The sequence below is a fragment of the Lacticaseibacillus suibinensis genome (assembly GCF_003946175.1).
Classification (GTDB): domain Bacteria; phylum Bacillota; class Bacilli; order Lactobacillales; family Lactobacillaceae; genus Lacticaseibacillus; species Lacticaseibacillus suibinensis.
The window spans coordinates 95,455-121,186 of sequence record NZ_RHOK01000005.1 but is presented as its reverse complement, the minus strand read 5'-3'; the positions used below and the strand labels follow the sequence as shown (position 1 = coordinate 121,186).

Here is a 25,732-nt window from a genome sequence, read left to right as displayed (position 1 = left end):
TCACAAGTGTGAACGCCTTTATTTTGTGGGTATGAATTAATTAAATAACAATATAATCCCGTTTGGTCTGGACCAAAACGGGAAAGAATGACGGTTAGAATACGCAAAGGATAAACTGAAACCTATTTTTCGAGCTAAGACCGGCCTTGCCTGTTGCCTGATAGTTGCGCTGCGTGCGGCCAACGCCCGAGCAGTTAGCTACGCCCGAAGCCTCACCGCCAAAGAACGGCGGTAATGCTTCAGGCTAGGCTACCTGTCGGGCTAAGTGCGGCCCCACTCCACAGCCTTTTATTTGCTGGTTTTACACAGCTTCATTTGGCGGGTAGAATAGTCTAATACGAAACGGGGGAGAAACGATGGCTAGTGCGGCGCAGCGTATTTTAAAAGAGAAATTCGGCTACGATGAGTTCCGGCCGGGTCAAGGCCAAGCGATTGAACGCGTCTTAGCGCATGAGAATACGCTGGTCATCATGCCCACTGGTGGCGGGAAGTCGCTGTGTTATCAGGTGCCGGCGCTCCTACAAAGCGGCCTGACGGTGGTGGTGTCGCCTTTGATTGCCTTGATGAAGGATCAGGTCGATGCCCTCAATGAAAATGCCATTCCTGCGACTTACATCAACAGCACCGTGGCTTATCCAGAGGCCCAGCACCGGCTAGATATGGCGGCGCGTGGTGAGGTAAAGCTGCTGTATGTGGCGCCAGAGCGGCTGGAGATGCCGGATTTCCAACAGGACTTAGCCAGCTTGCAAATCGATTTGCTGGCGGTGGACGAGGCGCACTGTATTTCCCAGTGGGGCCATGATTTTCGGCCGAGCTACCTGCAGCTGCAAACCATCGCTGCCGCGCTGCCGTCGCACCCGACCGTCATTGCGTTGACCGCTACGGCGACGACGCGGGTGGCGCTAGATATTGGCCAGCGCCTGAACATTCCGGAAGCCGGGATGATCAACACTGGCTTTTCCCGGCCAAATCTGAGCTTTCAGGTGGTGAAGGGCCAGGACAAGGATGCCTTTTTGCTCGACTACCTGAAGCTCAACCAAACGCAAAGTGGCATTGTCTACTGTGCCACCCGGAAGGAAGTTGAGCGGCTGTTTTTGCTATTGGACCGCCAAGGCATTGCCGTGACCAAGTATCATGCGGGGCTGTCCGAGCAGGAACGCACGGCCAATCAGGAAGACTTTCTCTTTGATCGCAAGCCGGTGATGGTGGCGACGAACGCCTTTGGGATGGGGATTGATAAAAGCAACGTGCGCTTTGTCATTCACGCCCAGGTGCCAGGCGACCTTGAGTCTTATTATCAAGAAGCCGGGCGCGCCGGGCGAGACGGGTTGCCCAGTGAAGCGATTTTGCTGTTTGCCCCGGCGGATTTGCAAATTCGCCGCTTCTTCATTGATCAAAGCGAAGGCGATGACGCCTACAAGCAAAACGAATACCGCAAACTGCAGGTGATGAACCAATACGCCAACACCGGCGATTGTCTCCAGCAATTCATCCTGCAGTATTTCGGACAGGCCTCACAGCCCTGCGGCCAGTGTTCGAATTGCCGAGACGACCGCGAAGCCGTGGATGTGACGCTGGATGCCCAAAAGGCGTTGTCCTGCGTGGCGCGGATGCATGGCCGCTACGGCAAGGGCCTGATTGCTGATGTGCTGGCAGGCTCTAAAAGTCGGCGCTTGACGCAACTCGGGCTGGAGCAGTTGTCCACTTACGGCTTGCTAAGCAGTTGGCGGAAAAAAGACATCAGTGGCTTTATCGACTTTCTGACGGCTGATGGTTATCTCATGCCCCAGGGCGGTCAGTATCCGACCCTGGGACTGACAGAGCTGGGCGCGCAGGTGCTGCGCGGCGAGGCCACAGTGATGCGTAAGCAGGCCGTCAAGGCGCGCCAGTCGCTGCCGGTGGATGACGAGTTGTTCCAGCAGCTGCGCAGTTTGCGCTACGACTTAGCGCAAAAGCAAGGCGTGCCGCCCTATGTGATTTTCTCTGACGAAACGCTGCGGCAGTTGTGCTTGCTGCGGCCGCAAACCGAAGCCCAGATGCTCAATGTCAAAGGCGTGGGTCAGGTCAAAGTCGACAAATACGGGGCGATTTTCCTTGAAGCACTGGCGGCTGAATAAACAGCGCAACTAGCAACGATGCGGGTTTTCGAGTATGATACAAGAGACATAGGGGGCGACAAAATGCTGCAACTATATAACACGCTCACGCGGCAAAAAGAACCATTCACACCGATCAAACCAGGGGAAATCAGTATGTATGTCTGTGGCCCCACGGTGTACAACTATATTCACATCGGCAATGCCCGCTCGGCGATTGCCTTTGATACCATTCGGCGGTACTTCGAGTATCGCGGGTACAAGGTGAAGTACGTCTCAAACTTCACCGATGTTGATGATAAAATCATCAACGCCGCCCATGAAACCGGCGAGGCGCCGCTCGACTTAGCGCAACGCTTCATTGATGCCTTCATGGCCGACACTGGCAAGCTGAACATCGAACCGGCCACGGCGCATCCTCGCGCCAGCCAAATGATTCCGGAAATCATTAGCTTCGTTGAGCGCCTGATGGCCAAGGGTTATGCCTATGAATCCGAAGGCGATGTCTATTATCGTGCCCGCAAGTTCAAGCACTATGGCGAGCTGGCCAACAAAAACGTCGACGAGCTGGAGCAAGGCGCCTCCCAGCATGTGGCCGATGCCGAAACCGCCCGCAAGGAAGATCCCATCGATTTTGCCTTGTGGAAAGCGGCCAAGCCCGGTGAAATTGCTTGGGACTCGCCTTGGGGCCAAGGTCGGCCAGGCTGGCACATTGAATGCTCCGTGATGAGTACGACCTTGCTAGGCGATACGATCGACATTCATGGTGGCGGCCAGGATCTAGAATTCCCGCACCACGAAAACGAAATTGCCCAAAGTGAAGCCGCTACCGGTAAGAAGTTCGTCAACTACTGGATGCACAACGGCTTCGTGACCATCGGGGAAGCTGACGAAAAAATGAGCAAGTCACTGGGTAACTTCATCACGGTGCATGAGATCGTCAAAACGGTTGATCCCCAGACGCTGCGCTTTTTGATGGCCAGCACGCAGTACCGCCGGCCAATTCGCTATTCTGAAGCCGGCCTCAAGGAAGCCGCCCGCAATCTCGAACGGCTGAAAATTGCCCGCGATGCTGTGGCCTACCGGCAGCAAGGCGCCCAGCCTGGCAGCAGTGCTGAGGTGATGGCCCAGTTGGCCAGCCTCAAAGCGGCCTTTATCGGGGCCATGGATGACGACATCAACGTGCAAAATGGCCTAGCTGTGGTTTACGATTTGGCCAAGCTGATGAATGAAGTCGCCGGCGCCGATACGGTTTACGCCGACACCCTGCAGGCGCTACTCGACTTGCAGGCGCAGTGGCTGGCGATTTTCGGCGTGCAGTTCCAAGCCGAGCTGCTGGATGCCGATGTCGAAGCCTTGATTGAAAAGCGCAATGCCGCCCGCGCCGCCAAGGATTTTGCCTTGAGTGACCAGATTCGCGACGACCTGCAGGCCCAAGGAATTTTACTGGATGATACCGCACAAGGAACGAGGTGGCGCCGCAAATGACAGCTGACGCAAAACAATTGAATGGCATTGCCCTGGCGTACTTGGGGGATGCCGTGTATGAAGTCTACGTGCGCGAGCACTTGTTGGACCGCGGGTTAGTGCGGCCCAGCCAGCTGCAAAAGGCGGCGAAAAGTTTCGTGTCGGCCAAAGCCCAAGCGGCGCTGATTGGCGAAATGGAAAACCAAAACCTGCTGTCTGAAGCAGAATGGAACTATTTCAAACGCGGGCGTAACGCCAAAAGTTACACCCACGCGAAACATACGGATGTCGTGACGTACCGCATTTCTACCGGGTTTGAAGCGTTGTTTGGCTATCTGAAGTTAACCGCCCAAACGGCGCGCATCGATGAGCTTGCCGCCTGGTGCATCGCATTTGTCGAAGAAGGAGGGACAGGCCATGGCCAATTCAAGACCAAGTGAAGCCCATCGCAGTCAGCCCAAGGATCAGGCGCATGAAGATGAATTCGTTTTCGGCCGCCATGCTGTGGCCGAGGCGCTGAAAAATGGGAGTGCCAAAACCATCAACAAGCTGTTCGTCCAAAACGGACTGAACAGCGATCCGGTGCGGGCGATTGTCGATAAAGCAACAAAGCAAAAGATTCTGGTCAGCCAGGTGCCGAAGACTAAGCTGGATCTGCTGACTGATGGCGGCAATCACCAAGGCGTGATGGTGGCGATGACGCCATACGCTTATGCCACTTTGGATGAGCTGTTCGCACACGCCGAGGGGCACGACCCGTTCTTTGTGATTTTGGATAACTTGGAAGACCCGCAAAACCTCGGTTCGATTTTGCGGACAGCCGATGCGATTGGCGTGGATGGCATTATCATTCCCAAACACCGCGCGGTTGGCTTAACCAGCACCGTGGCGAAGGTCTCCACTGGGGCGATTGAGCATGTGCCAGTGGCGCGGGTGACGAATTTGGCCCAAACCATCAAGAAGCTCAAGGATAAAGGGGTTTGGATCTTCGGCACCGCCATGGATGGCCAAGACTTCCGCCAGTGGAATGCCACCGGCAGTATCGCCCTGGTGATTGGCAACGAAGGGAAAGGCATTTCCCCGGGGATTGCCAAATTGATGGATGCCACCTTGACCATTCCGATGGTGGGGCACGTGCAAAGCCTCAATGCCAGTGTCGCCGCCGGCATCTTGATGTATCAAGGCTTTACCAGCCGTGGAGGCAAATAAATGCGCCGGCATCTGCTGATTGTGGATGGCTACAATGTGATTGGTAATTGGCCGGAATTGGCCAAGCTCAAAGCCACCGGTCATTTTGACGCCGCGCGCGATCAGTTGCTAGACGAAATTGCCGAGTACCGGGCGCATGAAGACGCGGAGATCATTGTGGTGTTTGACGCGATGTATGTGCCCGGCATCGGCGAAAGCTACGATAAGTGGCAGTTCAAAGTGGTGTTCACCCAGCAGGATGAAACCGCCGATAGCTATATCGAGCGCTTGGCCAATGATCTGAATACGCCGCTGGTACAGCTCACCGTGGTCACTTCTGATCAGGCCGAACAGTGGACGGTGTTTTCACGCGGTGCGCTGCGGATTTCTTCACGCGAGTTCCTCGGCGAAATTGCCCGGTCGAACCGCGAGTTCACCCATTCCACCGACCCGTTCATCATGCGAGAAAGCAAGCGCAACACCCCTTGGAGTAATGAGCAGCTACGCAAGCTGGATAAAGCGCGGCGCAAGCTCACGCGGCATCCAGATCAAGATCAATAAAAAATGACCAGCCAAAGTAAAATCTTGGCTGGTCATTTTGATTTGGCAGATGTCACTTCGAATCAAGTAGCGCGTCATTGATGTCAATTTTCTTGGTGATGATGCCTTGTTCATAGAAGACATCGGCGATTTTTTGCTGTTCGGCAACAATCGCATCGGTGACTGGCGCCATCGAGAAGGTGCGGCGCTCCACGGTGAGCTTCATAATCTTCTTCGACAGTTTCAGGGTTTTGCTCAGCATATCGATCAGCTCAGTGGGGTGTTTGGTCGCCCAAGTCATATCTTGGCCCATGTACTTAATCAACAAGCTGGAGACTTTGGTGTGGTTCTTCGCATACTTACGCGTTGCGACCACGAAGTCCCGGTTCATCGCCAGACCCTTAGCATTGGTCAGCAGCTTCGCATCTTGTTGCACTTGGGCGGTGGCGGTGTAAGGATCCCAGGTGACCCAGGCATCGACGTTACCTTTGGCAAAAGCGACACTGGCGGCGCCTTGGTCCATGTTGACCAGTGTGACATCTTTGGTGGTCAAACCAGCCTTGGCAAGCACTTGAATAATGGTGAACTCGGCAGCGGTGCCTTTGGCGTAGGCAATGCGCTTGCCTTTGAGCTGCTTAATCGAAGTGATGCCGGAGTTTTTGCCCACCAGCACGCCGGTCCCATATTCCTTCGAGGCCCCGGCGCCAATATAGACGAGATCCAACCCACTGGCTTGGTTAACGACTGGTGGGGTGTCACCTAAGCGCGCATAGTCGATGTTGCCGGACTTCAGCGCAGTCATCAAGGCGGCACCGCTTTGAAATTCCTTGAAGACGACCTTGTAACCTTTGGCCTTCATCTTCTTGGCGAGTTCGCCGCGCTGGCGGGAAATATCCGCTGGGTCGACTTTTTGATAACCGACCACCACGCGCGTCAGCTTCTTGCCGTCGCTACTGGTAGAGGTGATCGTTTGGGTGTAGCCGTACACCGCCACCGCTAGCCAGGCGACTAGCGCCAAGAGCAGCAAAGCAATTTTAAAGCGCGGTTTGTGTGACATGGTCGCCCTCCTTCAGCCATTGCTTGAGCATTGGCCGCAGCACTTTGCCGGTTTGATTGCGGGGAAATTCATCCAAAAACATCACTTTGGTGGGTGCTTCATACTTCGCTAGGTGGGCGCGGCCGTATTCAAGCACAGTTTGGCGCTGCTCTTCCTCGTTTTCGCCAGGCGTGGTAGAAATAATCGCTGCCGTGACTTCTTCGCCGTAGAGTGGGTCGGGCAGGCCGATGACGCACAGCTGGGCGATGAAGGGCAGTTCGTCGAGCACGTTTTCGACATGGGCCGGCGCCACTTTTTCGCCGCCACGGGAAATGATTTCCTTGGCGCGGCCTTTGACAAAGAGATAGCCATCTTCGTCAAAGTAGCCCAAATCGCCAGTTAAAAACCACCCATCAGCAAACGCATCGGCATGCGGATCCATGTATTGATCGATGACATGATCGCCGGCAATGACAATTTCACCCAGCACGGAAGGCGCAGTAGTGAGCGTGCCATCTTGCTGGCGGATTTTGACTTTGGTGCCAAAGGGCTTGCCCGCCGAGCCAATTTTCGGGGCTTCCAGCGGGTTAATCGTGCACTGGCTGGCGGATTCGGTCATGCCGTAGCCTTCGATGACATGGGTGTTGAAGCGGTTTTGGAAGGTGCGGAGCTGATCTTCTGGCAAGGCAAACGAGCTGCACCGCGTGAACATCAGATTAATCTCGGTGCGACGCTGATGGTAGACCTGATTGGCGGTTTCGTTTAGCAGCAGAATGCCTACAATTGTCGGCACTACTGACGTCCAGTTGACGCCGTTATCGGCCACCCAATTCCAGAAACGCGAAGCCGAGAATTTCGGCGCAATCACGAGTTTGCCATCGGCCATGCGCATCGCCAAAGCCACCATGACTTGGGCGTTGATATGAAACATCGGCATGGTGATCAACGCCACTGAGTCTTCATGCATGTCGTTGCTTTGGGCGTCATGCGTGGCGGCGTTAAAAATCAGGCGCTGCGACAGGCCAACGCGCTTAGGCTTGCCAGTGGTGCCACTGGTGGCCAAAATCAGCGCCAGGTCGTTTTCAGTCACTGGGCCAGTTTGGGCCGGCCCGCAATCAGCCGGTGCGACCACCAGCGTGGCAGTCGGCAGGGTGGCCAGCGTCACCGCTTGTTGGGTGAAGGAATCACGCATCACCTGAGCGGCCATGTCTGGCAGTAGGAGCATGGCGGCATAGTGATGCTCATCGCGGTCGGCGAGCAGTTCACTGGCCGGGCTGGTCGGGGAGACTGGATGCACCGCGATTCCCACTTGCCAAGCGGCTTGGTCAATCGGGATAAACGCAGCCGAATTTGGCAAACACACCATCAACACATCGCCGCGGCTAAGGCCTGCTTCTTGCCAGCCTGCCTTGAGGGCTTCAATGTCTTGATCTAAATCCGCACCAGTGAACCAGCGGTCTAAGGCGATGTCTTTGACCATGGGTTGGTCCTGATGCGATTGATTTTGCTGAGTCAGATGTTTATTTAGCGGTGTCATTAAGCAAAGCTCCTTTAGGTTGACGATTATGTTTTAACAGGTGCCATTGCGGCCGGCCAATCAAGATGCCAAATGGCGGCACCTTGTAGCAGAACCAGGCAATGCCGAAGGACACGGCCAGCACGAAGACGTACCCGAGCGGAATGGCGGCGAAATAGCCCCAATCGGACAAATGAGTTTGGGCTAAAATCCAGCGCAACAGTGTCAGGCCAATGGTCTGATCCAGGTAAATCCCGAAGGACACCTTGGCACCATTTTTCACCCATTGATCCAGCCGCGCCGGCATGCCGTGCTGGCGCCAATCTGAGTATTTTAGACCAATCCAGAAAATGGTCAGAATCATCAGCACGTCATAAACGAACATATATGGCTGGTGCGGCGATACCGCGTAGCTGTGGGCAAAGCCGAGCACATTGCGGTTCCAGAAATAATACGGCACGGTGCCAACGCTGAGCAGCAAAGTCGCGGTGATCAAAGCGCGGGCGTGTTTGCGAATGCTTTGGACCATCTGCTGGTAGTGGAGCGACGTGTATTCACCAAAGATGAAGTAGAACTGGTAGGTGAAGACGTTGACCCCGTAGGACCGGACCCACCAGGTGAGGTTGGAGCGATCCATGAATTGATAGTCATACTTGATGAAGAACACCACTGCCAGCTGGACGAGAAAGCTGACCAGCAAAATCAAATTGTGATTCGATACTTTTTGGAAGAGTTTCACCATGAACGGGAACAGCACATACAACTGCAAGGTCACCACAATGTAGTAGAGATAGAACTGATCCCCGTGCAGCAACGCAGAGGTCAACGTCGGCCAGTAAGTGGCCCAGGTGAACGGCGCAATGGCCAGGAGGCAAGACGCGGTCAGTAAGATGATGTTCCACAGCACATAGGGCCAGCCGGAGCCGGCAAAGCGCTTCTTGAAGAAGGTGGGCCAGTCATTGCGATGATAGTAGTTCAAGGTCAATACCAGCCCGGTCATGAACATGAAGCCCATCCGGGTGAAGTGAATCAGCAGGTGCGTGGCCAAAAGCGTCATGTGCGGCGCCCCAGCAGCATCTGCCATCGACTGGGAAAAGGCGGTAGTGGTGTGGTTGAGCAGCACCCCGAAGATGAAGATAATCCGCATTAAGTCGACTTCATGTAAATAAGGACGTTTCTTCTTCTTGGTCGGTTCAGGCACGAGCGGTCACCGCCTGTTCTGGCGCGAGAATGACTTCAAGCACTTCTTCGGCCACGCGGGCCACGGTTTCGGCATCCTGCCCTTTGGCGCCCTTGGTTTCATACACATTGCGACCGCTTTTGACCACAATGACACGGTCTGCCATCCGCGCCGCCTCATCTACGTCATGGGTGATGAGTAGCGTCGTCAGGTGCTTTTGGTCGCAGATTTGCGTGATGAAGGCCTGCATATTGCGCCGCGTCAAGGCATCCAAGGCGCCAAGCGGTTCATCGAGCAGCAGCAATTGAGGATCAGCCATTAAGGCCCGAGCTAAGGCCAGACGCTGCTTTTGGCCACCAGAGAGGGCAGCCGGATACTGGGCGGCGAAATCGCTCAACCCCACCGCTTCGAGCGTCGCCTGGGCGCGGGCTTTGACTTTGGCATCGTGGCTGTTAAAAGAGACGTTTTGGAGCGTCGTCATCCATGGCAGCAGCCGGCCGTCCTGAAACATCACCCGGGTCACCAAGTTAGGCTGACTGTAAGTGATGGTCCCAGCACTAGGCTGTTCCAGTTGGGCAATCAGGCGCAGCAGCGTGCTTTTGCCGCCACCACTCATGCCGACTAACGCCACGAATTCCCCTTGCTGAATGTCGAAACTGACATCCTTCAGCGCGTGGTTGTCGCCATATTGCTTATCAATGTGGTTGAGCGTCACCAGAGCATTACTCACGGCTTGCACCTCCTTGGTTTTGCCAGCTGAGGCAGAGACTTTCTAGCGCTTTAGCAATCAGGTCGGACAACTTCCCCAGTAAGGCGTAAATCACGATACATAGTAGCACCGTGGCCATGTCCATGAATTCCTGCGCGTTGGTGGCCATGTAGCCAATCCCGGAATTCGACGAAATCGTTTCGGCCACAATCAAGGTCGTCCACATCACGCCTAGGGCATAGCGCACCCCGACCAAAATTGTCGGCAGCGCCCCAGGAAAAATGATTTTGGTGAACTGTTCCCATTTGGATAAGCCATAAGCGTGGCCCATTTCCATCAAATTCGGATCCACACTGGTGATGCCGTGGAAGGTATTGATATAGATGGGGAACATGACGCCGATGGTGACCAGTGAGATTTTGGCGGTTTCGCCAATCCCCAGCAGAATAATAACCAGTGGAATCAAGGATAAATGGGGGATGTTTCGCAGCATTTGAATTGAAGAATCGAGCAGCCGCCGACTAAACATGGATAAGCCATTGGCTAGCCCTAAGATAAAGCCGATGCTCCCACCAAGCACAAAGCCAGTGGTAGCGCGGTAAAGGGAAATGCTGATATTCTTCGGCAGTTCTCCGGTTTGCCACAGCGCAATTCCGTCTTGAATGACGGCAAGCGGCGAGGGTAACAGTTGACTGTCCACCCAACCTGCCGACACCGACACCTGCCAAATCACGATCAATAAAATTGGTAATAGGAAGGGCAAGAGCCCTGCCCAGCTAAAACTGAAAGACCGAGCTTTGTGCGTCGTTTGCGGCGAGGTCGTCGTTTGGTCCATCATGGTCATCTCCGTTTCTGAAATTTAAGACTATCAACATTCTAAGAGACAAATTTGATGAAAATGTGAATATGCTAAGAAAAACACGGAATTGTGCGATTTGTCTAGTTTTCCGCTCGATGTGTACGACGCCACAAGCCTTTGCCAACACCTGTTCGCTAGGCAGAAAAATGGTTTCCTGCTACACTACCGCCATAGACTTAGCCCACCGTAAAGGAGGGTCAATGACTGATGAAGAACTGAGCTTGATCCAGCGGGCACGCACTGATTCACAAGCGTTTGCGACCTTATTCAATCAATATCTGCCGCTGGTACTGAAAACTGTCAAAGCCTATTACATTCGCGATTTCACCTATGATGACTGGTTGCAAGAAGCCCGGATTGCGATGCTGAATGCGGTGCGCCGGTATGACGGTAGCAGCGGCTCGCGCTTTGGCTCGTTTTACCGCATGGTGCTGGTGTCACACATCAATTCCTTGCTTCGGAATCGGCTGGCGCAAAAGCGTATGGCCGATGCCACCGCTATTATTATTCCCGACCCTATTCCTACGACCTTTGGTGAAGGCACGGTCAGTTATCGCATCGAGGAAAATCTCTTCATCCGCGCCGAACTCGCCCATTTCATCGCCAGCCTCTCCGACCTTGAACGTGCCGGCCTTATCGCCCAATTCGATCAAGTCACCCCCAAACCCGACCGCCGCGCCGTCGAACGCAGCAGAGTCAAGTTTGGCAACTATTTGAAAGAACAATTGTATTAAGGAAAGGCTGTGGAGGTAAGCCGCTCTTAGCCGGATGATTAGCCTAGCCAGATGGGTTGCCACCGATTTTTGGTGGCGGGCCAGCTGGCGTAGCTAATCACTCCGGCGTTGGCTTACCGCAGCGCAACTAAGAAAGGCTGTGGAGCATGGCCGCCTTTAGCCGGATGATTAGCCTAGCCAGATGGGTTGCCACCGATTTTTGGCGGCGAGGCCTGAAGCGTCATTCCAGTTTTAGCCAAAGCAAATAGCCCACCCTTGACTGTGACGTCAAAGGTGGGCTATTTCAGTATGGTGTTCATTTTACTGTTTCCGGGTCAGCAGCGACGCAGTGAGCTGAATCAGCAAGGCGCGCGCCGGCAGATCCGGTAAGGTCGCTAGTTGCGCCTGCGCTTTCGCGGTGTAATCTGCTGCTAAAGCCCGCGCTTGGCCGACGCCGTCGTATTGCTGCATCAAGGCCAGCACAGCGGCGACGTCATCATTGCTCATGGCATCGCGCTTGGCCAAAAGTGGGGCAAACGCTTGGCGATTTTGGCTCATGGCGAGCACCAGCGGCGCGGAGTAGACACCTTGGCGTATGTCTTCGTGCACGGGCTTGCCCATGGCCGATGCGGTAGCGGTGTAGTCGAGAATATCGTCTAACAGCTGAAAGGCGATGCCGATGTTCAGGCCAATCGCCTCGGTCTTCTTGGCGAACCGCAGCGACTGCCCGCTTTCATAGGCACCAATGAAGGCCGCCAAAGCGAACAGCTGACCAGTTTTGCCAGTGACCTGGTGCAGGTAGTCGTCAATGGTCATCTCAACATTGTAGCGGCGGGCCATCTGGGCCATTTCGCCGTTCAAAATCCGTTCCATGCTGAGCGAATCCTGCTGCACAGAGCGAAGGTCGCTGGCGTAATGGGCAATCAGCTTAAAGCAGACCACAAACAGATAGTCGCCGGCGTAAACTGCCACATCATTGCCGAATTGGGCGGCAATGGTGGGCTCATTGCGCCGCGTGGCCGCCTTGTCCACAATGTCGTCATGCACCAAGGTGGCGGTATGCAGCGTTTCAATTGCAGCCGCTAGCGCAATCATTTTCTGGCGATCAACGGTTTTGAACTGGGAAAAAAGCAGGCAGTAGGCTGGCCGCAGCAGCTTGCCGCCGCTGTTGATCATGCGCACCAAGGCATCGGCCACCGGCTTATTGTCGGGATGCACTTCGTCTTCAATCAGCTGCAAAGTCGCGCTCAATTCCGGTGCTAGCGTGGGGTAAGCCGCCCACATTGGGTGTATCTTCATGATTTTGATAACTCCTTCTTCGGGCGTTTCTGATGATCAAAGCGCAAGCGCTTGAGGGTATCGATGTGTTCGAATAGAAAATTGGCCGCCACGCCAACCGCAATTCCTGACAAAATCCCCATGAACGCCAGCACCGGCAAGTACAACATCACGGTCCAGCTTTGTGCAATCAGGCTGGCCACCAGCAGCTGCCCGACGTTATGCAAAATCCCGCCGGCCGCAGAGAGCCCAATCATGCTGATGCGTTTTTCACCGAGCTGTTTGAGTAGCAACATGCCGCACCAACTCAGCAAGGCGCCTGCGCCGCTGTACATGAAGGTAGACAAGGTGCCGCCAAGCAGGGTGGTAAGCAGAAGCCGTAGCAACATCAATAGGAAACTGTCAGACACGGACATCGTGTACAGCGACACAATCGTAATCAGGTTGGCCAAGCCGAGCTTGGCGCCAGGGGCAAACGCGAAAGGAAAGGGAATCATCCGCTCCAGCAAGCCGATGATCACCCCTTGGGCACAAAGCAGGGCAATGTAAATCACCTGCCGCGTTCGCTCTGGGCGATAAGCGCGCCTCATTCAGTCACCATCCCGCCGGCGCCGGTGTTAGCCGCCTTGCTGGATTTAATTTCGACCAGGAGCTTATGGGGCAAGCAGACAATGGTTTGGCCGGCCCGCTCAATCTTGCCTTTTTTGACGCAAAGCTGATCAGGGCAGTCGGCATCGCTGATTTCAATTTGCTCATTGGTGGCAACGACTTCATTGTACTCATTGCCATTTTTGAAGCGAAACTTGCTGACGCCATGATGGCCGGTGAGTTGGATATGATAAACCTCTTTGCCATCATGGGTAACGACTGCAGTCAGAACTTGGTCAGCCGCTTGCGCCTTCGCCTGCTGGCGGGCAAAGACCACGTAAGGGATGAAGGAAGCCAGCATGAGCGCTAGAACGATGATGACGTCCCAGGGCCGGATCATTTTTAAATACTTCTTTGATTTTGCCATGCTGTGCCTCCTTTCCGACTTGAGGGCTTGGCATAAAAAAGAGTTCCGGGGTCAAGTCTACCCCAGAACCCCTTAAGCAAGCAATGTTGCTATTTGGCTACATCACTGCCATATAACGCTTTTGGTTTTCCGTACCACCACTTGCCGAAGGTCTTTTGCAGGTAAGGGACAACCCACTTATCAAGCCCAAAGGCCCGGCCGGAACCATTCATCACGGCAATGGCCATTGGGATCATCCAGATGTTGACCCAGTAGAACATGCCAGACAGGCAGAAGATGGCGGTGAACATCACCGAAGTCGCACCGCTGAGCCAGGTGAAGAGCCCGGCGACCAGCGCCAAGCCAATCAGAATTTCAATGACGGTCATGGTCTTTTGCATGAAGAAGGCCACGTCTTGGTTCGGGATCATGGCTTTGGTGATGCTGTACATCCAGTTCGGCATCTTTTCAAACACCATCATCGGTTCCTTGCCGTATTGATAGGAAAGGGAGAAGACGGACTTCACAGCTTTAGCCGTGGTGGCAACGGCATCAGCGCCGGCGCCAGAAGCAGCGCTGGTCGCATCAGCCCCAGCAGCAGAAGCACCACTGGTCGTGGCTGGCTGCAACCAGTCAAATGGCAGGCGCAGCTTGTCGATGAACCAGGATTCCTTCCCGGAAATCTTGCCGGCACAGTCCACCAACCACATCAGACCTAAGAAAATCCGCGCTGGCACGGCCCACAGGACATTGCCTTGGCGAGAAATGTGACCGCGCATCAGGTTGCGGTCGTCATGGGTGCGGAAGAACTCGTGCATCAAGTACTGGAAGAAGTAATAGCCAGAGTAGGTCTGCAAGAAGTAAAGCATGTTGACTAGGTGCTTCATCAACATCGCGAAGAAGCCGGACAGATGCAGCCAGCCCATGATGTTTGCAACGCCGTAGCGGGAGCCCAACGAAACCATGAAGCCAGAATAGGATGCTTTGTAGTCAACATCTGCTGCTTTGCCAGCAACTTGGTTTTCGATGTTGAGCAGGGCGGTTTTGGCACTGGCTTCAGCGCCTTGAACGATTTGTGGTTCGCCGCGATCGGAGTTACCAGCGAAGAAGGACACGTCCCCAACGACATAAATCGCAGGGTCGTCTTGCGACTGCATGTGGCTGTTGACCACGATGCGGCCAGCGCGCGCTTGGGTCAAACCGAAGTTCGCTGCTTGGTCCGTGGCCTTAACGCCGGCGGTCCAGATTAAGGTGGCGGTTGGATAGGTGCTACCATCTTTCAGGTCCACATGGTCTTCGTGAACGCCGACAACGCCGGTGTTCTTCATGACCCTGATGCCACGCTTGAGCATGTAACGCTCCGCCTTATCAGCATCGGAGCGATCCAACATGTTCATGATGGTTGGTGCCATTTCCATCAAAGCAAACGTAATCTCTTCAGGATCCAGCTTGTATTCCTTGGCCAAGCTATCACGCCAGTCGCGCAATTCACCGATGGTTTCGGTCCCGGTAAAGCCAGAACCCACCACCACGATGGACAGCAGCGCCTTGCGCTTAGCTGGGTCGTGTTCTTCAGCGCCGCGGCGCACCACGTCCTCAACATGCTTCTTCAGGGCAATGGCATGTTCCCATGAGCCCAAGGTGAAGCCGTGTTCTTTGACGCCAGGGGTGCCAAAATCATTCGGTTCAGAACCAATGCCGAGCATCACGTAATCGTAAGGATACGCGCCATGCTTGGTTTTGACTTCTTTCTTCTCGCGGTCAATCGTGGTGACCGTGTCAGTGACCAGCTTCACGTTCTTGCGCCGGCAGAACAGCCGCTGCAAGTCGTATTGAATCGCATCTTGAGGGACGCGATTCGCCGCCACTTCATGTAACTCTGTCATATAGGTAAAGTAGGAATGACGGTCAATCAAGGTGATCGTCACGTCTTTATCGTGTTTAAAATGTTTGGCTAGCCGCTTGGTGGCGTAGACCCCCGCAAAGCCGGCGCCAACAATAACGATATTCTTCTGCGCCATGGTAACACTCCTTAATTTTGAATAATGCCAAAAGCTTGTTCAATGCAACACCAATTATACCTTTTTAGTACAGTAATTGTCCACGATTTCACGAACCCCAAAAATGTGTTCCCCACAGTTTGCCGGAAAAGGAACAAATTCCCTTTTTGTAGCAATGAAAGCGGCATCAATAAAATGAGAAAGCGCTCAGAATTGTTCGGTTTTAGTTGCAATTTTCCGATTGGCTGTTTAGACTTAGTTTGTGTGAAATGTAACACAAAGTTCGCCAATATGAGGTAAAAAGGGGTAATTCGATATGAAGTTAACCAAAACACTAACCAGCGTGTCCATCATTGCATTGTCCGCCTTGACCCTTGCTGCTTGTGGCAGCAACAGCTCAGACAAGGACAGCTCTAGCAGCAAGACCAAGAGTTCCAAGGTGGCTAAGAAGTCATCCAGCAGCGCTAAGGAACAAAAGCAAACTGCTGGTGCCGCCCTTCAAGACGGCGACTACAGCTTGGAAGAAGCTGACTACTCACATGGTTACAAAGTGGAAATGAGCATGACCGTTGCCGGGGGCAAGATCACCAAGACCACTTATGACTATGTCGACAAAGACGGCAAGTCCAAGACCCAAGACGCCGACTACGAAAAGACCATGAAGAAGCAAAGCGGCGTTGGCCCTAAGGAATACATTCCAGAACTGAACAAGTCCTTCACCAAGAATGGCTCCAACGTTGGCGCCATTGACGTTGTTTCTGGTGCGACTGATTCTAGTTTGAGCTTCAAGAACTATGCAGCACAACTGGTTCAAGCAGCGCAGGCTGGCAAGACCGATAAGATCACCATCCAAAACGGCCAGAAGATGAAAGACGGCACCTACACCCTGGAAGAAGAAAACTACTCCCACGGCTACCGCACTGTCTTCTCCATCACCGTTGCCGGTGGCAAGATCACCGAAAGCAAGTATGACAACGTGGACAAGAACGGCAAGTCCAAGAGCGACGATGCTGAATACGAAAAGAGCATGAAGAAGGTCAACGGCGTGGGTCCTAAGGAATACACCGAAAAGCTGAACGCTTCTTTGGTTAAGAACCAAGAACCTGCCAAGGTTGACGTTGTGTCCGGTGCGACGCACAGTTCCGACTCTTTCATCCTGTATGCTGAACAGCTGATCAACGCTGCTCAGGCTGGCAACACCACACCAATCAAGGTGTCCAACATCGTTTACGCTGAATAATTTCGGCGCGATGCCTGAAAGCAGTATCCCTGCGGATGCTGCTTTTTTTATTGGCGCCAGTCAGTATAATAAGAAGCGAAAGCGAGTTGAAGAAGATGAAGAAATGGCTGATCGCGCTCACGGCGCTGATCGCACTGGCGCTCCCACTGGCGGCCTGCAAGCAGCAGGCAAAACCGCAAGCGGCGCCGGTGATCCAGACCCCGTACAAAGATACGCAGTTTTTGATGGGGACTGTGGTCAATTTGAGTGTGTATAACAAGGGTAAGGAAAGCGCCTTGGATGATGGGTTTGCCCGCATCAAGCAGCTGGCAAAAGAAATCACCGTCAACCAGAAAGGCTCGGAAGTGGATGCGGTCAACAAGCAGGCAGGCATCAAGCCGGTGAAAGTGACCAAATCCGTGTATGCTTTGATCAAGTACGCCAAGGCCTACAGTGAACGGTCGAATGGCAGCTTTGACCTCGCCATCGGACCGGTCACGCAGTTGTGGCACATTGGCTTCTCTGATGCCCGCAAACCGGCGCAAAGCGAAATCGATGCCGTGCTGCCGCTGGTGCATTACCAAGATGTCGTTTTGAATGACAAGCAGCAAACCGTTTACCTGAAGAAAAAAGGCATGCAGCTGGACCTCGGCGGCATCGCCAAGGGTTTCATCGCCGATGAAGTGGTGAAAGTCTTCAAAAAAGACGGCGTCAACACGGCCATTATCGACCTGGGCGGGAACATCTTCGTGATGGGTCACAGTCCGAAAGCCAAGAACCGGCCGTGGACCGTGGGTATTCAAGATCCCAAGGCGAGCCGCGGCACGTCCATCGGCACCGTGCCGGCTTCGAACATCACTGTCGTCACCAGTGGCATTTACGAGCGGCATTTGGTGGTTGATGGCCACAACTACTCGCATTTGATGAATCCTAAAACTGGCTATCCGTTTGAAAACAACTTGGCTGGGGTTTCCATCATCACCAAGAAGTCTGTCGACGGGGATGCGCTGTCCACGGCTACCTTTGATAAAGGACTCAAGGCCGGCATGGCCTTCATTGAAAAGCAAAAAGATGCCGAAGCGATTTTCATCACCAAAGATAAGAAGGTTTATGTTTCCAGCGGTTTGAAGAAGACCTTCGAGCTCATTCCTGATACTGGGTACAAACTGGCCACGTTGAAGTAATCACCAAAAGGGGGAGTCCGGGACCAATGTCATTGGCCGTTTTCTTGGATTTAGTTGAAGCACGCACCAAACTTGCTAGCATTTTGCCGTTTGCGATCGGCATCGCGTTCACCCTGGCCTACTTTCACCAGTTGAATGGGCTGAACACGGTGCTGTTTTTCGTGGCCATGTTGCTGTTTGACATGATGACCACTGCGCTGAATAACCTGATGGATTACCAAAAAGCCAAGGACCAGCACTACAAGGCGACGGTCAATATCATTGGCACCGCCAAGCTCAAGGTACCAACCGTGCAGGCGCTGATTATCACCTTGCTGGCGGTTGCCACTGGGCTAGGCCTAGTGCTGGCCTGGCGCACCGGCTGGCTCCTGCTCGTGATTGGGGCGGCGTGCTTTGTGATTGGCATTTTCTACACCTTCGGCCCGCTACCCCTGTCGCGCCTGCCGCTAGGGGAAGTGTTCTCTGGCGTCACGATGGGCCTTGGCATTCCTTTGATTGCGGTGTATGTGAATGTGGACGCGGCAAAATTGTTGGACCTGCAGTTGGCGTGGCCCCAGCTGGCGTTGACCGGCGACTGGCGGGCGCTCGTGGCGCTGGGCTTGGTGTGTGTGGCACCCATGGGCACGATTGCCAATATCATGTTGGCCAACAACCTGTCAGATTATGACCAAGATGTCGCTAATCACCGGCTAACGTTGCCGATGTATCTGAGCCGGGCCGCCAGCGGCCGCCTGTATTGGAGCTTGGCGCTGGTGGGGTTTGCCGCGGAAGTGCTGCTGGTCGCGTTTGGACTGTTGCCTTGGCCGGTGTTGATCGGTCTGTTGGCGCTACCGTTAGTGTGGCGCCAAAGCGCGCAGTTCGTCGCCAAGCCCGATAAACGGCTGACTTTCCCCAATGCGATTAAGACGCTGGTCGCGGAAAATGGGGCCCTGATCGTGGGCCTGTTGGTGAGCTGGGGGGTGAGCCGATGACGGACGCACCTTATCCCAAGTTAACCTGGCCGCTGTTCATTGAACTCATTCGGCTGCCAGCCAAACTCGGCAGTTTTTTGCCGTTTGCGTTTGGGGTGGCGTATGCCTGGTATGGCTTCCATCAGTTCAACTGGCTCAATACCTTGATCTATTTCATTGGGCAAATGAGCATTGCCTTGTTTGTGACCGGCTTTAACAACGTGCAAGACTTTTATAAAGCCAAAGATGAGCACTATCGCCAGACCCAAAACATTCTCGGCCGTGAGCACCTGGCGCCGCACCGCATTTTGGCGCTGATGCGGGTCTTCTTGGCCGTTGCGGTTGGCGCCGGCCTAATCTTGGTATGGCGCACGAATTTGAGTCTGCTACTGATCGGTGGGGCGGCGATTTTCGTGGCGATTTTCTACACCTATGGACCGGTGCCGCTGTCCCGCATTCCTTCCGGCGAAGTGCTGGCAGGGATGGTGGAAGGGTTTGGCACGGTGTTCATCGCCGTGTTCGTCAATATCGTGCCGCAGCCCATCATGCTCGGCTTCACGGGCAATCACTTTAGCCTTAGTGGCAACCTGCCCGTCATCCTCACGGTGCTTTTGGTGGCGCTGCCGATTGTGATTTTGGATGGCACGTTAATGTTTGCGGATAATATCTGTGACCTTGCCCAGGATCAGCGCAATCAGCGCTACACCTTGCCTTATTACCTGGGTAAAAAGCGGGCGCTGCGCATTTACCCCTGGCTACCGGCCAGTGCGTATATGCTGATTGTACTGGCAGTGGGCCTGCGGTTTTTACCGTGGCTGGTGCTGCTGGTGCTGCTGATGTGGCCGCGGGTGCGCAAAAATATTCAACGCTTTGAAGCCGTGCAGGACAAAGAAAAAACCTTCAACACCGCAGTGGCGAATATGCTACTGACATCAGGCACCGAGACCATTTTGCTCATCGTGGCCATTGGGCTAAACCTTGCATGGCCCGGGGTTTTCTGATAAGCTGTTGAGAGCGAATGGAGGGCGAACATGTCAGTTAAAAAAGTTGCGCTGGCGTGCAGCGTGTGTGGCCGCCGGAATTATTTTGTGCCGGAGAACCCACGCCGCACTGAACGCCTAACATTAAACAAGTATTGTAAATACTGCGGGCGCGTTACTGAGCACCGCGAAACTAAGTAGGAGGCGAGCTAGATGAAGTTTATCAAGAGTGTTATTCATGAAATGACCTTAGTGACATGGCCGACCGCCAAGGAAACCCGGCGCGACACCACGACGGTTATCATCACTTCCTTGATCTTCGCCGCGTATTTTGCGCTGGCCGATTGGGTCATCCTGCTGTTGCTCAAAGCATTTGTGTTCTAAAGTTGAAATTCACCGCTGGCATGGCGTATACTGATGTCAGCGAAAAAACCGCAGCCCTCGGGCAACGGTTTTTTATTTGCGCTTTAGCCAAGACATTCATTAAAGGAGAACAAACATGGTTGAATCAGCTGAAAAGCTTTGGTACGTGCTGCACACCTATTCTGGTTACGAAAACAAGGTCAAGACGAACCTCGAATCTCGAGTTTCTTCAATGAACATGGACGATTACATTTTCCGTGTCATCGTGCCTGAAGAAGAGGAACACGACGTTAAAGATGGCAAAGATAAGGTCAAAATGGAAAAGACCTTCCCTGGCTACGTCTTGGTCGAAATGGTCATGACAGACGAATCTTGGTTCGTGGTTCGGAACACGCCAGGCGTCACCGGTTTCGTGGGCTCGCATGGGGCCGGCTCCAAGCCAAGCCCGCTGATGCCAGATGAAGTGGCCACGATTTTGCACTCCTTAGGGATGTCCACCACGCATGCGAACTTGTCCTTTGAAGTGGGCGAAACCATCACCATCATCGCCGGCGCCTTTGCTGGCATGAAAGGCAAGATTACCGCTAATGATCCGGACAAGATGAAGCTGAAGGCCACCATCAACATGTTCGAACGTGAAGTGTCTGCCGACCTTGATTACGATCAGGTCGACAAGTTGTAAGATGCTGGCGCTGATGTTAATCGGTTGCGGTGCCATATTGGCGGCCGCAGCCGATTTTTATTATCTAGGTCACCCGCAAAAACACCGGCAAGTGGCGGTTGGGGATGAGGTGCCGACGGTGTTTTTGCCTGGCTATTGGGGCAGCCGCTTTTCCTTCGGTCACATGTTGCGCCGTCTAGTGATGGACAAACAAGTCGTCGCCATCGTCAAACCCAGCGGCCGAGTGCAATTACGGGGCCACTTGCAACTCGGCCCGCATGTGGCGGTGCAGGTGCTGTTTACGCAAAAACGCCTGCGCCCAGATCGCCAGCTGGCTGGCCTACAAGCGGTGGTTGTGGCCCTGCAAAAGCAGGCAGACTTCGCCGCCATCAACCTAGTCGCGCACTCCATGGGCGGTATCACCGCGCTGATGTACGTCATCAGCCAACCGCCGGTGCCGGTGCGCGCCTTGGTGTCCATCGCGGCCCCGTACAACGACTTAGAAGTCGCCAAAAATGATGCCATTCGCAACTGGCCACTACTGCCCAGCGGTCCCAGCCAAACCGCGCCGGTTTACGACTTCTTTCAAGCGCACCGCCAGGCCTTGCCGGCAAACCTGCGCTGGCTCAACATTGCCGGCGACCTCTTCACCGGCGCTGCCCATGACGGCGTCGTCGGCGTAAATTCCAGCTTTGCCATTCGTTACCTCGCCCAAGACCACGTCGCCGACTACCATGAAGTCCTCATCCGCGGCCCGCGCGCTGCCCACAGTCTGCTTCATGAGAACCGCTTGGTCGATCATGACATCGAGCAATTTATCTGGGGCAAGTGATGTAGATTTTGGTATCCACATTCCCGCATCAGTGGTTCAGAGGACGGTAGGGCGATTGCAGCTTGAGGGATAGTCAACCTGACAGTGAACGCAGTACTTTAGGGCCGGACAACCGGAGCGGGGAAGGGCTCAGTGGTGAAATTGTTCTTAGCCAACTTGTTGGCTTAGAACAAGCCGCGACTTTGAGACTCGTACTTTGAGGCTCAAAGCGCTGGCCACCACGTTCCAGCCCTTCTCCGTGGAGGTTGTCCGGCCCGGCCAGTTCAAATCCCGTGTGAGAACTATTGCGTTTTGCGCCGAATCATGATAGCCTATTCAGGTATGTTTTGAGCATACGCGTGGGAGGCCAAATCGACTGGCCATCATCACCACATCACGGACTTAAGGAGGTTATGTTTCGTGGCTAAAAAAGTAGCAAACATCGTTAAACTCCAGATTCCTGGCGGGAAGGCAACTCCAGCTCCCCCTGTTGGCCCTGCACTGGGCCAAGCTGGGATCAACATCATGGGCTTCACCAAGGATTTCAACGCTCGGACCGCAGACCAAAATGGCATGCTGATCCCTGTTGTCATCACCGTGTATGAAGATCGTTCATTCGACTTCATCACCAAGACCCCACCAGCTGCTGTTCTTCTGAAGAAGGCAGCCGGCGTGGAACACGGCTCCGGCGAACCTAACACCAAAAAGGTGGCTAAGGTAACCAAGGACCAAGTGAAGCAGATTGCTGAAACAAAGATGCAAGACCTTAACGCCGCAGACGTAGAAGCTGCGATGCGCATGGTTGAAGGGACAGCACGTTCCATGGGCTTCGAAGTCGAAGGCTAATGCATGTCCGGATCGTCAGCGAAAGCTGAATGAATCAAGTGGAAGGGCAAGTGCCCGCTGACCACATTTGCAAGGAGGAAAATTCCAGAATGGCTAAGAAAGCAAAGAAGTACCAAGACGCTGCCAAGCAGGTTGAAGCTGGCAAAGCTTACACCCCAGATGACGCAGTGGCATTGGTCAAAAAAATCGATTTTGCCAAGTTCGACGCAACCGTTGAAGTTGCTTACAACCTGAACATCGACGTTAAGCAAGCAGACCAGCAGATCCGTGGCGCCATTGTGCTGCCAAACGGGACTGGTAAGACCCAGCGTGTGATTGTCTTCGCTGAAGGCGAACAGGCTAAGGCCGCTGAAGAAGCTGGCGCTGACTTGGTTGGCTCCGACGACTTGGTCCAAAAGGTTCAAGACGGCTGGCTCGACTTTGACGTTGCCGTGGCTACCCCACCAATGATGGCTAAGGTTGGTCGTTTGGGCCGGGTCCTCGGGCCTAAGGGCTTGATGCCTAACCCAAAGACCGGCACCGTGACGATGGACACCGCTAAGGCGGTTAACGACGTCAAGGCCGGCCAAGTGGCTTACCGCGCTGACAAAGCTGGGATCGTTCACGCCCCAATCGGCAAGGTTTCCTTTGATGATGCTAAGCTCGTTGAGAACTTCAAAGCCCTCAACGACACCATCCTCAAGGCTCGCCCTGCGTCTGCTAAAGGGACTTACATCCAAAGCTTGACCGTTACTTCCACCTTTGGCCCTGGGGTCAAGGTTGACGTTAACGCCTTCTAAGGATCATTTGCAAACGGCCTTTCCTCTTCGCTGAGGGAAGGCCGTTTTTGCGTGCTTAGAAATGGGCGATGGGGGTGCTGGTGCGCTCGTGGTAGTTGCGCTCGAAGTGGCGGTTATACAAGCAGGCGTAAAGCGTATTGAGCACATAGCTGATGGCGATTTGGGAGGAGAAATCCGACACTTTCATTTTGGCGGTTTCGCTCATCGGCACAGTAAGTACCACCTGCGCGTACAGCGCCAGTGGGCTTTCTGGGTCGGCGGTGATGGCAATGATGGGGGTGTGATTTTGGCGGAAGAGTTTGGCATCGTTGACCACCTCGGCAGTGCGGCCGCTGTAGGAAATGATCAGGGCAACGTCTTTCTCATCGGCATGGTAGGCCAGATAATATTGCTCAGCCTGCAGGTCGAGCAGATTGACCGTGTAATTGATTTTCAGCAGCTTGAGCTGAAAATCGCGCAGGCGAATGTAGTTGCCGCTTACCGCAATGCCGAAAATCGTGCGCGCCGTCAGTAACAAATTCACCGCCTGTTTCAGCTGTGCCGGCATGACCGCTTGAGCAGTTTCCTCAATGGTTTCGGTGGATAGCTTGGCGATTTTCCGGGCCACTTCAGCGTCGCTGTCCGTCGGCAAAAACGGCACGTTGGCATTGACGTGCGGGCCGGCACTGGCAAGCTGCGAGCAGCACTGCGCCAATTCAATTTTGAAATCCCGGAAATTGCTGGTGGCGCACTTCTTACATAAGCGGGTAATGGTGGCCGGCGATGTATGGCACTGAGTCGCCAGGTCATAGATTGAGGCGTCCAGCACCGCCGCTGGGTCTTTTAAGATGCAAGCGGCGACGACCTGTTCACTCTGGGTGAGTTGGGATTGATTTTTAAGCATGGTGATTAAGTTGGTCATAGGGGCCTCCGTGAAAGAAAGTATCGTTAAAAACGTTATTTTGAGCATTTCCTTTGTGAGTTTGTAACAAAGCCAGCGTTATCGTTTACATCGGCAACTGCACCTTGGTAGCCTGAAGAGGAAGAAAGGGGAGAATTAGCATGGATAAAATTACCACTTGGGTTGAGCACAGCGTGGTGCCCACCGTGTCCAAGGTCACTGATAAACGATACTTCCAAGCCCTGCGAGCCGGCTTCTTTGCCATTATGCCATTAACGATTATTGGCTCGATCTTTATGCTGATTACTGATTTTCCAATTGCCGGGTACGCCGATTTCATGGCGGGCATCTTTGGAAAAAACTGGGCAAACTACATTTCACCCGCCTATCGCGCAACGTTTAACATGATGGGGATGATGTTCGCCGGCACCATGTCGTACAAGCTGGCTGAGCAATATGACCTCGACAAATTGACGGCGATGGTGCTGGGACTGGTGTCCTATGTCATTGTCATTCCTAAGACCGTCATTGGCCCGAAAGGCGAAGTCGTCGAAAAGGTCATGTCTTTCGACTGGACCGGGACGCAAGGCGTCATCACGGCGATTTTTACTTCCATCATCACCGTTGAAGTGATTCGCTTCTGTGTGAATCACAATATCACGATCAAGATGCCAGATAGTGTGCCAGAAATGGTCAGCAAAGCCTTTAGCGCCTTAATTCCCGGCTTTTTCATCGCTGTGATTCTGCTGGTGCTTAACGGCATCGGCACCGTGATTTCTGGCTCCTTCCCGCAAATGATTTATTCCGCTTTGCAAGTGCCGATTCAAGGGATTATCGGCACACCGATCGCGATTATCATTGTGTCCGGGTTAAACGGGCTACTCTGGTGGTTCGGGATCCATCCGACGGTCATCAACTCCATGATTTACCCGATTTTGTATGCCAATGCCGACAAGAACCAAGCCTTGTTTGAGGCCGGCAAGCTGACCGCCCACACCGGGAACTTCGGCACAGTGCAAATGCTCGATCAGTTTGCCACCATTGGCGGGGCTGGGTGCACGATTGGCCTGGCGATTGCGATGTTGATTGTGGCGCGGTCCTCGCGGATGAAGGCGATGTCTAAACTTGCCAGTGTGCCAGCCATTTTCAACATCAACGAACCGCTGATTTTCGGGCTGCCGGTGGTCTTCAATCCGCTGATGCTGATTCCAATCACCTTGGCGCCAATCGTGACGGTGCTGGTGGTGTACCTGGCCATGTCGATCGGCTTTATGCCAATGTTTCGAGGGATTCAAGCGCCATGGGCGACGCCGTTCTTCTTCTCTGGCTTTATTGTAGCCGGTTGGCAAGGCGCCGTCACGCAAACGGTTGCGGTAGCGCTATGTGTGGTCATCTATTATCCGTTCGTGAAGGCTTTGGATCACCAGTATCAGCTGGAAGAACAAGGCGACAAGAGTATCAAATTGTAAGCAAAGTGAGGTTA

Annotated in this window: 27 protein-coding genes; 17 read left to right on the top strand and 10 right to left on the bottom strand. The window is 53.9% G+C overall.

The window, feature by feature from the left end:
- Nucleotides 1-356 precede the first annotated feature (356 nt).
- The 5 genes from recQ (at nt 357) to EKM90_RS04010 (ending at nt 5,312) form a co-directional block, all read left to right on the top strand.
- On the top strand, nt 357-2,117 hold the full coding sequence (gene recQ / locus EKM90_RS04030) for a DNA helicase RecQ (protein ID WP_125579923.1): 1,761 nt from the start codon (nt 357-359) through the stop codon (nt 2,115-2,117).
- A 63-nt stretch (nt 2,118-2,180) separates the two neighbouring features.
- Nucleotides 2,181-3,584, top strand: coding sequence for a cysteine--tRNA ligase (gene cysS / locus EKM90_RS04025; protein WP_125579921.1), 1,404 nt, complete (start codon nt 2,181-2,183; stop codon nt 3,582-3,584).
- The gene (locus EKM90_RS04020) at nt 3,581-4,003 is read left to right on the top strand and encodes a Mini-ribonuclease 3 (protein WP_125579919.1); all 423 of its coding nucleotides are present in this window, start codon (nt 3,581-3,583) and stop codon (nt 4,001-4,003) included. The genes cysS and EKM90_RS04020 overlap by 4 nt, the downstream gene beginning before the upstream one ends.
- Nucleotides 3,981-4,772: a 23S rRNA (guanosine(2251)-2'-O)-methyltransferase RlmB gene (gene rlmB, locus EKM90_RS04015; RefSeq protein WP_125579917.1), complete on the top strand. Its 792-nt coding sequence runs from the start codon at nt 3,981-3,983 to the stop codon at nt 4,770-4,772. Before EKM90_RS04020 ends, rlmB begins: the two co-directional genes overlap by 23 nt.
- A complete protein-coding gene (locus EKM90_RS04010) occupies nt 4,773-5,312 on the top strand; it encodes an NYN domain-containing protein (RefSeq protein WP_125579915.1) in 540 nt (179 codons plus the stop codon).
- A 52-nt stretch (nt 5,313-5,364) separates the two neighbouring features.
- Here EKM90_RS04010 and EKM90_RS04005 read toward each other — a convergent pair whose 3' ends face one another.
- Genes EKM90_RS04005 through EKM90_RS03985 form a run of 5 tightly spaced genes read right to left on the bottom strand, consistent with a single transcriptional unit; the run spans nt 5,365 to nt 10,567 of the window.
- A complete protein-coding gene (locus EKM90_RS04005) occupies nt 5,365-6,348 on the bottom strand; it encodes an aliphatic sulfonate ABC transporter substrate-binding protein (RefSeq protein ID WP_125579913.1) in 984 nt (327 codons plus the stop codon).
- Nucleotides 6,326-7,864, bottom strand: coding sequence for an AMP-binding protein (locus tag EKM90_RS04000; protein ID WP_125579911.1), 1,539 nt, complete (start codon nt 7,862-7,864; stop codon nt 6,326-6,328). The genes EKM90_RS04005 and EKM90_RS04000 overlap by 23 nt, the downstream gene beginning before the upstream one ends.
- Entirely contained in the window at nt 7,848-9,044 is a 1,197-nt protein-coding gene (locus tag EKM90_RS03995) for an acyltransferase (protein ID WP_225422708.1), read from the bottom strand. The genes EKM90_RS04000 and EKM90_RS03995 overlap by 17 nt, the downstream gene beginning before the upstream one ends.
- Complete coding sequence (locus EKM90_RS03990) at nt 9,037-9,753, bottom strand: ABC transporter ATP-binding protein (protein ID WP_125579909.1); 717 nt, start codon at nt 9,751-9,753, stop codon at nt 9,037-9,039. The genes EKM90_RS03995 and EKM90_RS03990 overlap by 8 nt, the downstream gene beginning before the upstream one ends.
- The gene (locus EKM90_RS03985; protein ID WP_164507846.1) at nt 9,746-10,567 is read right to left on the bottom strand and encodes an ABC transporter permease subunit; all 822 of its coding nucleotides are present in this window, start codon (nt 10,565-10,567) and stop codon (nt 9,746-9,748) included. Before EKM90_RS03985 ends, EKM90_RS03990 begins: the two co-directional genes overlap by 8 nt.
- A gap of 224 nt (nt 10,568-10,791) precedes the next feature.
- Between EKM90_RS03985 and EKM90_RS03980 the strand changes: the two genes are divergently transcribed.
- Nucleotides 10,792-11,325 carry a sigma-70 family RNA polymerase sigma factor gene (locus tag EKM90_RS03980; RefSeq protein WP_125579905.1) on the top strand — a complete coding sequence of 178 codons (534 nt, stop codon included), beginning with the start codon at nt 10,792-10,794 and terminating at the stop codon, nt 11,323-11,325.
- Nucleotides 11,326-11,625: 300 nt separating this feature from the next.
- Here EKM90_RS03980 and EKM90_RS03975 read toward each other — a convergent pair whose 3' ends face one another.
- The 4 genes from EKM90_RS03975 to EKM90_RS03960 all read right to left on the bottom strand — a co-directional run bounded on the left by EKM90_RS03975 (nt 11,626) and on the right by EKM90_RS03960 (nt 15,597).
- Nucleotides 11,626-12,603, bottom strand: a complete 978-nt coding sequence (locus tag EKM90_RS03975) for a polyprenyl synthetase family protein (protein ID WP_125579903.1) — start codon at nt 12,601-12,603, stop codon at nt 11,626-11,628.
- On the bottom strand, nt 12,600-13,172 hold the full coding sequence (locus EKM90_RS03970; RefSeq protein ID WP_125579901.1) for a Gx transporter family protein: 573 nt from the start codon (nt 13,170-13,172) through the stop codon (nt 12,600-12,602). Before EKM90_RS03970 ends, EKM90_RS03975 begins: the two co-directional genes overlap by 4 nt.
- On the bottom strand, nt 13,169-13,597 hold the full coding sequence (locus EKM90_RS03965; protein WP_125579899.1) for a NusG domain II-containing protein: 429 nt from the start codon (nt 13,595-13,597) through the stop codon (nt 13,169-13,171). The genes EKM90_RS03970 and EKM90_RS03965 overlap by 4 nt, the downstream gene beginning before the upstream one ends.
- A gap of 89 nt (nt 13,598-13,686) precedes the next feature.
- Nucleotides 13,687-15,597: an NAD(P)/FAD-dependent oxidoreductase gene (locus EKM90_RS03960; protein WP_125579897.1), complete on the bottom strand. Its 1,911-nt coding sequence runs from the start codon at nt 15,595-15,597 to the stop codon at nt 13,687-13,689.
- A gap of 295 nt (nt 15,598-15,892) precedes the next feature.
- On the opposite strand from EKM90_RS03960, the gene pplA reads away from it, so the two are divergent.
- From pplA to rplA, 10 genes are all read left to right on the top strand, one after another.
- Nucleotides 15,893-16,816 (top strand): extracellular electron transfer flavoprotein PplA, encoded by a 924-nt coding sequence (gene pplA / locus EKM90_RS03955; protein ID WP_125579895.1) that lies wholly within the window; start codon nt 15,893-15,895, stop codon nt 16,814-16,816.
- A gap of 95 nt (nt 16,817-16,911) precedes the next feature.
- Nucleotides 16,912-17,979, top strand: coding sequence for an FAD:protein FMN transferase (locus tag EKM90_RS03950; protein ID WP_125579893.1), 1,068 nt, complete (start codon nt 16,912-16,914; stop codon nt 17,977-17,979).
- 26 nt (nt 17,980-18,005) lie between these two features.
- The gene (locus tag EKM90_RS03945) at nt 18,006-18,950 is read left to right on the top strand and encodes a 1,4-dihydroxy-2-naphthoate polyprenyltransferase (RefSeq protein WP_125579891.1); all 945 of its coding nucleotides are present in this window, start codon (nt 18,006-18,008) and stop codon (nt 18,948-18,950) included.
- Nucleotides 18,947-19,930 (top strand): UbiA family prenyltransferase, encoded by a 984-nt coding sequence (locus EKM90_RS03940; RefSeq protein ID WP_125579889.1) that lies wholly within the window; start codon nt 18,947-18,949, stop codon nt 19,928-19,930. The genes EKM90_RS03945 and EKM90_RS03940 overlap by 4 nt, the downstream gene beginning before the upstream one ends.
- Nucleotides 19,931-19,960: 30 nt before the next feature.
- Nucleotides 19,961-20,110, top strand: coding sequence for a 50S ribosomal protein L33 (rpmG, locus tag EKM90_RS03935; RefSeq protein ID WP_125579887.1), 150 nt, complete (start codon nt 19,961-19,963; stop codon nt 20,108-20,110).
- 12 nt (nt 20,111-20,122) lie between these two features.
- Nucleotides 20,123-20,293 (top strand): preprotein translocase subunit SecE, encoded by a 171-nt coding sequence (secE, locus tag EKM90_RS03930; RefSeq protein WP_125579885.1) that lies wholly within the window; start codon nt 20,123-20,125, stop codon nt 20,291-20,293.
- A gap of 115 nt (nt 20,294-20,408) precedes the next feature.
- Nucleotides 20,409-20,954, top strand: coding sequence for a transcription termination/antitermination protein NusG (gene nusG / locus EKM90_RS03925; RefSeq protein WP_125579883.1), 546 nt, complete (start codon nt 20,409-20,411; stop codon nt 20,952-20,954).
- A 13-nt stretch (nt 20,955-20,967) separates the two neighbouring features.
- Complete coding sequence (locus EKM90_RS03920; RefSeq protein WP_225422706.1) at nt 20,968-21,765, top strand: alpha/beta fold hydrolase; 798 nt, start codon at nt 20,968-20,970, stop codon at nt 21,763-21,765.
- A gap of 399 nt (nt 21,766-22,164) precedes the next feature.
- Complete coding sequence (rplK, locus tag EKM90_RS03915) at nt 22,165-22,590, top strand: 50S ribosomal protein L11 (protein ID WP_125579879.1); 426 nt, start codon at nt 22,165-22,167, stop codon at nt 22,588-22,590.
- Between the two features lie 89 nt (nt 22,591-22,679).
- Complete coding sequence (gene rplA, locus EKM90_RS03910; protein WP_125579877.1) at nt 22,680-23,369, top strand: 50S ribosomal protein L1; 690 nt, start codon at nt 22,680-22,682, stop codon at nt 23,367-23,369.
- A gap of 55 nt (nt 23,370-23,424) precedes the next feature.
- Here rplA and EKM90_RS03905 read toward each other — a convergent pair whose 3' ends face one another.
- Nucleotides 23,425-24,270: a MurR/RpiR family transcriptional regulator gene (locus EKM90_RS03905; protein WP_164507840.1), complete on the bottom strand. Its 846-nt coding sequence runs from the start codon at nt 24,268-24,270 to the stop codon at nt 23,425-23,427.
- A 140-nt stretch (nt 24,271-24,410) separates the two neighbouring features.
- Between EKM90_RS03905 and EKM90_RS03900 the strand changes: the two genes are divergently transcribed.
- Nucleotides 24,411-25,718 (top strand): PTS sugar transporter subunit IIC, encoded by a 1,308-nt coding sequence (locus tag EKM90_RS03900; RefSeq protein WP_125579873.1) that lies wholly within the window; start codon nt 24,411-24,413, stop codon nt 25,716-25,718.
- Nucleotides 25,719-25,732: the final 14 nt, after the last annotated feature.

Excerpts from the sequence above, each read along its gene's own strand:
- EKM90_RS03985 (WP_164507846.1), bottom strand. The coding sequence starts at position 10,567 with ATGGACCAAACGACGACCTCGCCGCAAACGACGCACAAAGCTCGGTCT.
- EKM90_RS04010 (WP_125579915.1), top strand. The coding sequence starts at position 4,773 with ATGCGCCGGCATCTGCTGATTGTGGATGGCTACAATGTGATTGGTAAT.
- EKM90_RS04020 (WP_125579919.1), top strand. The coding sequence starts at position 3,581 with ATGACAGCTGACGCAAAACAATTGAATGGCATTGCCCTGGCGTACTTG.
- EKM90_RS03920 (WP_225422706.1), top strand. The coding sequence starts at position 20,968 with ATGTTAATCGGTTGCGGTGCCATATTGGCGGCCGCAGCCGATTTTTAT.
- EKM90_RS03900 (WP_125579873.1), top strand. The coding sequence starts at position 24,411 with ATGGATAAAATTACCACTTGGGTTGAGCACAGCGTGGTGCCCACCGTG.
- EKM90_RS03970 (WP_125579901.1), bottom strand. The coding sequence starts at position 13,172 with ATGAGGCGCGCTTATCGCCCAGAGCGAACGCGGCAGGTGATTTACATT.
- EKM90_RS03975 (WP_125579903.1), bottom strand. The coding sequence starts at position 12,603 with ATGAAGATACACCCAATGTGGGCGGCTTACCCCACGCTAGCACCGGAA.
- EKM90_RS04005 (WP_125579913.1), bottom strand. The coding sequence starts at position 6,348 with ATGTCACACAAACCGCGCTTTAAAATTGCTTTGCTGCTCTTGGCGCTA.
- EKM90_RS03950 (WP_125579893.1), top strand. The coding sequence starts at position 16,912 with ATGAAGAAATGGCTGATCGCGCTCACGGCGCTGATCGCACTGGCGCTC.
- recQ (WP_125579923.1), top strand. The coding sequence starts at position 357 with ATGGCTAGTGCGGCGCAGCGTATTTTAAAAGAGAAATTCGGCTACGAT.
- secE (WP_125579885.1), top strand. The coding sequence starts at position 20,123 with ATGAAGTTTATCAAGAGTGTTATTCATGAAATGACCTTAGTGACATGG.
- rlmB (WP_125579917.1), top strand. The coding sequence starts at position 3,981 with ATGGCCAATTCAAGACCAAGTGAAGCCCATCGCAGTCAGCCCAAGGAT.
- EKM90_RS03940 (WP_125579889.1), top strand. The coding sequence starts at position 18,947 with ATGACGGACGCACCTTATCCCAAGTTAACCTGGCCGCTGTTCATTGAA.
- EKM90_RS03905 (WP_164507840.1), bottom strand. The coding sequence starts at position 24,270 with ATGACCAACTTAATCACCATGCTTAAAAATCAATCCCAACTCACCCAG.
- cysS (WP_125579921.1), top strand. The coding sequence starts at position 2,181 with ATGCTGCAACTATATAACACGCTCACGCGGCAAAAAGAACCATTCACA.
- EKM90_RS04000 (WP_125579911.1), bottom strand. The coding sequence starts at position 7,864 with ATGACACCGCTAAATAAACATCTGACTCAGCAAAATCAATCGCATCAG.
- rpmG (WP_125579887.1), top strand. The coding sequence starts at position 19,961 with ATGTCAGTTAAAAAAGTTGCGCTGGCGTGCAGCGTGTGTGGCCGCCGG.
- EKM90_RS03980 (WP_125579905.1), top strand. The coding sequence starts at position 10,792 with ATGACTGATGAAGAACTGAGCTTGATCCAGCGGGCACGCACTGATTCA.
- pplA (WP_125579895.1), top strand. The coding sequence starts at position 15,893 with ATGAAGTTAACCAAAACACTAACCAGCGTGTCCATCATTGCATTGTCC.
- rplA (WP_125579877.1), top strand. The coding sequence starts at position 22,680 with ATGGCTAAGAAAGCAAAGAAGTACCAAGACGCTGCCAAGCAGGTTGAA.
- EKM90_RS03945 (WP_125579891.1), top strand. The coding sequence starts at position 18,006 with ATGTCATTGGCCGTTTTCTTGGATTTAGTTGAAGCACGCACCAAACTT.
- EKM90_RS03965 (WP_125579899.1), bottom strand. The coding sequence starts at position 13,597 with ATGGCAAAATCAAAGAAGTATTTAAAAATGATCCGGCCCTGGGACGTC.
- nusG (WP_125579883.1), top strand. The coding sequence starts at position 20,409 with ATGGTTGAATCAGCTGAAAAGCTTTGGTACGTGCTGCACACCTATTCT.
- EKM90_RS03960 (WP_125579897.1), bottom strand. The coding sequence starts at position 15,597 with ATGGCGCAGAAGAATATCGTTATTGTTGGCGCCGGCTTTGCGGGGGTC.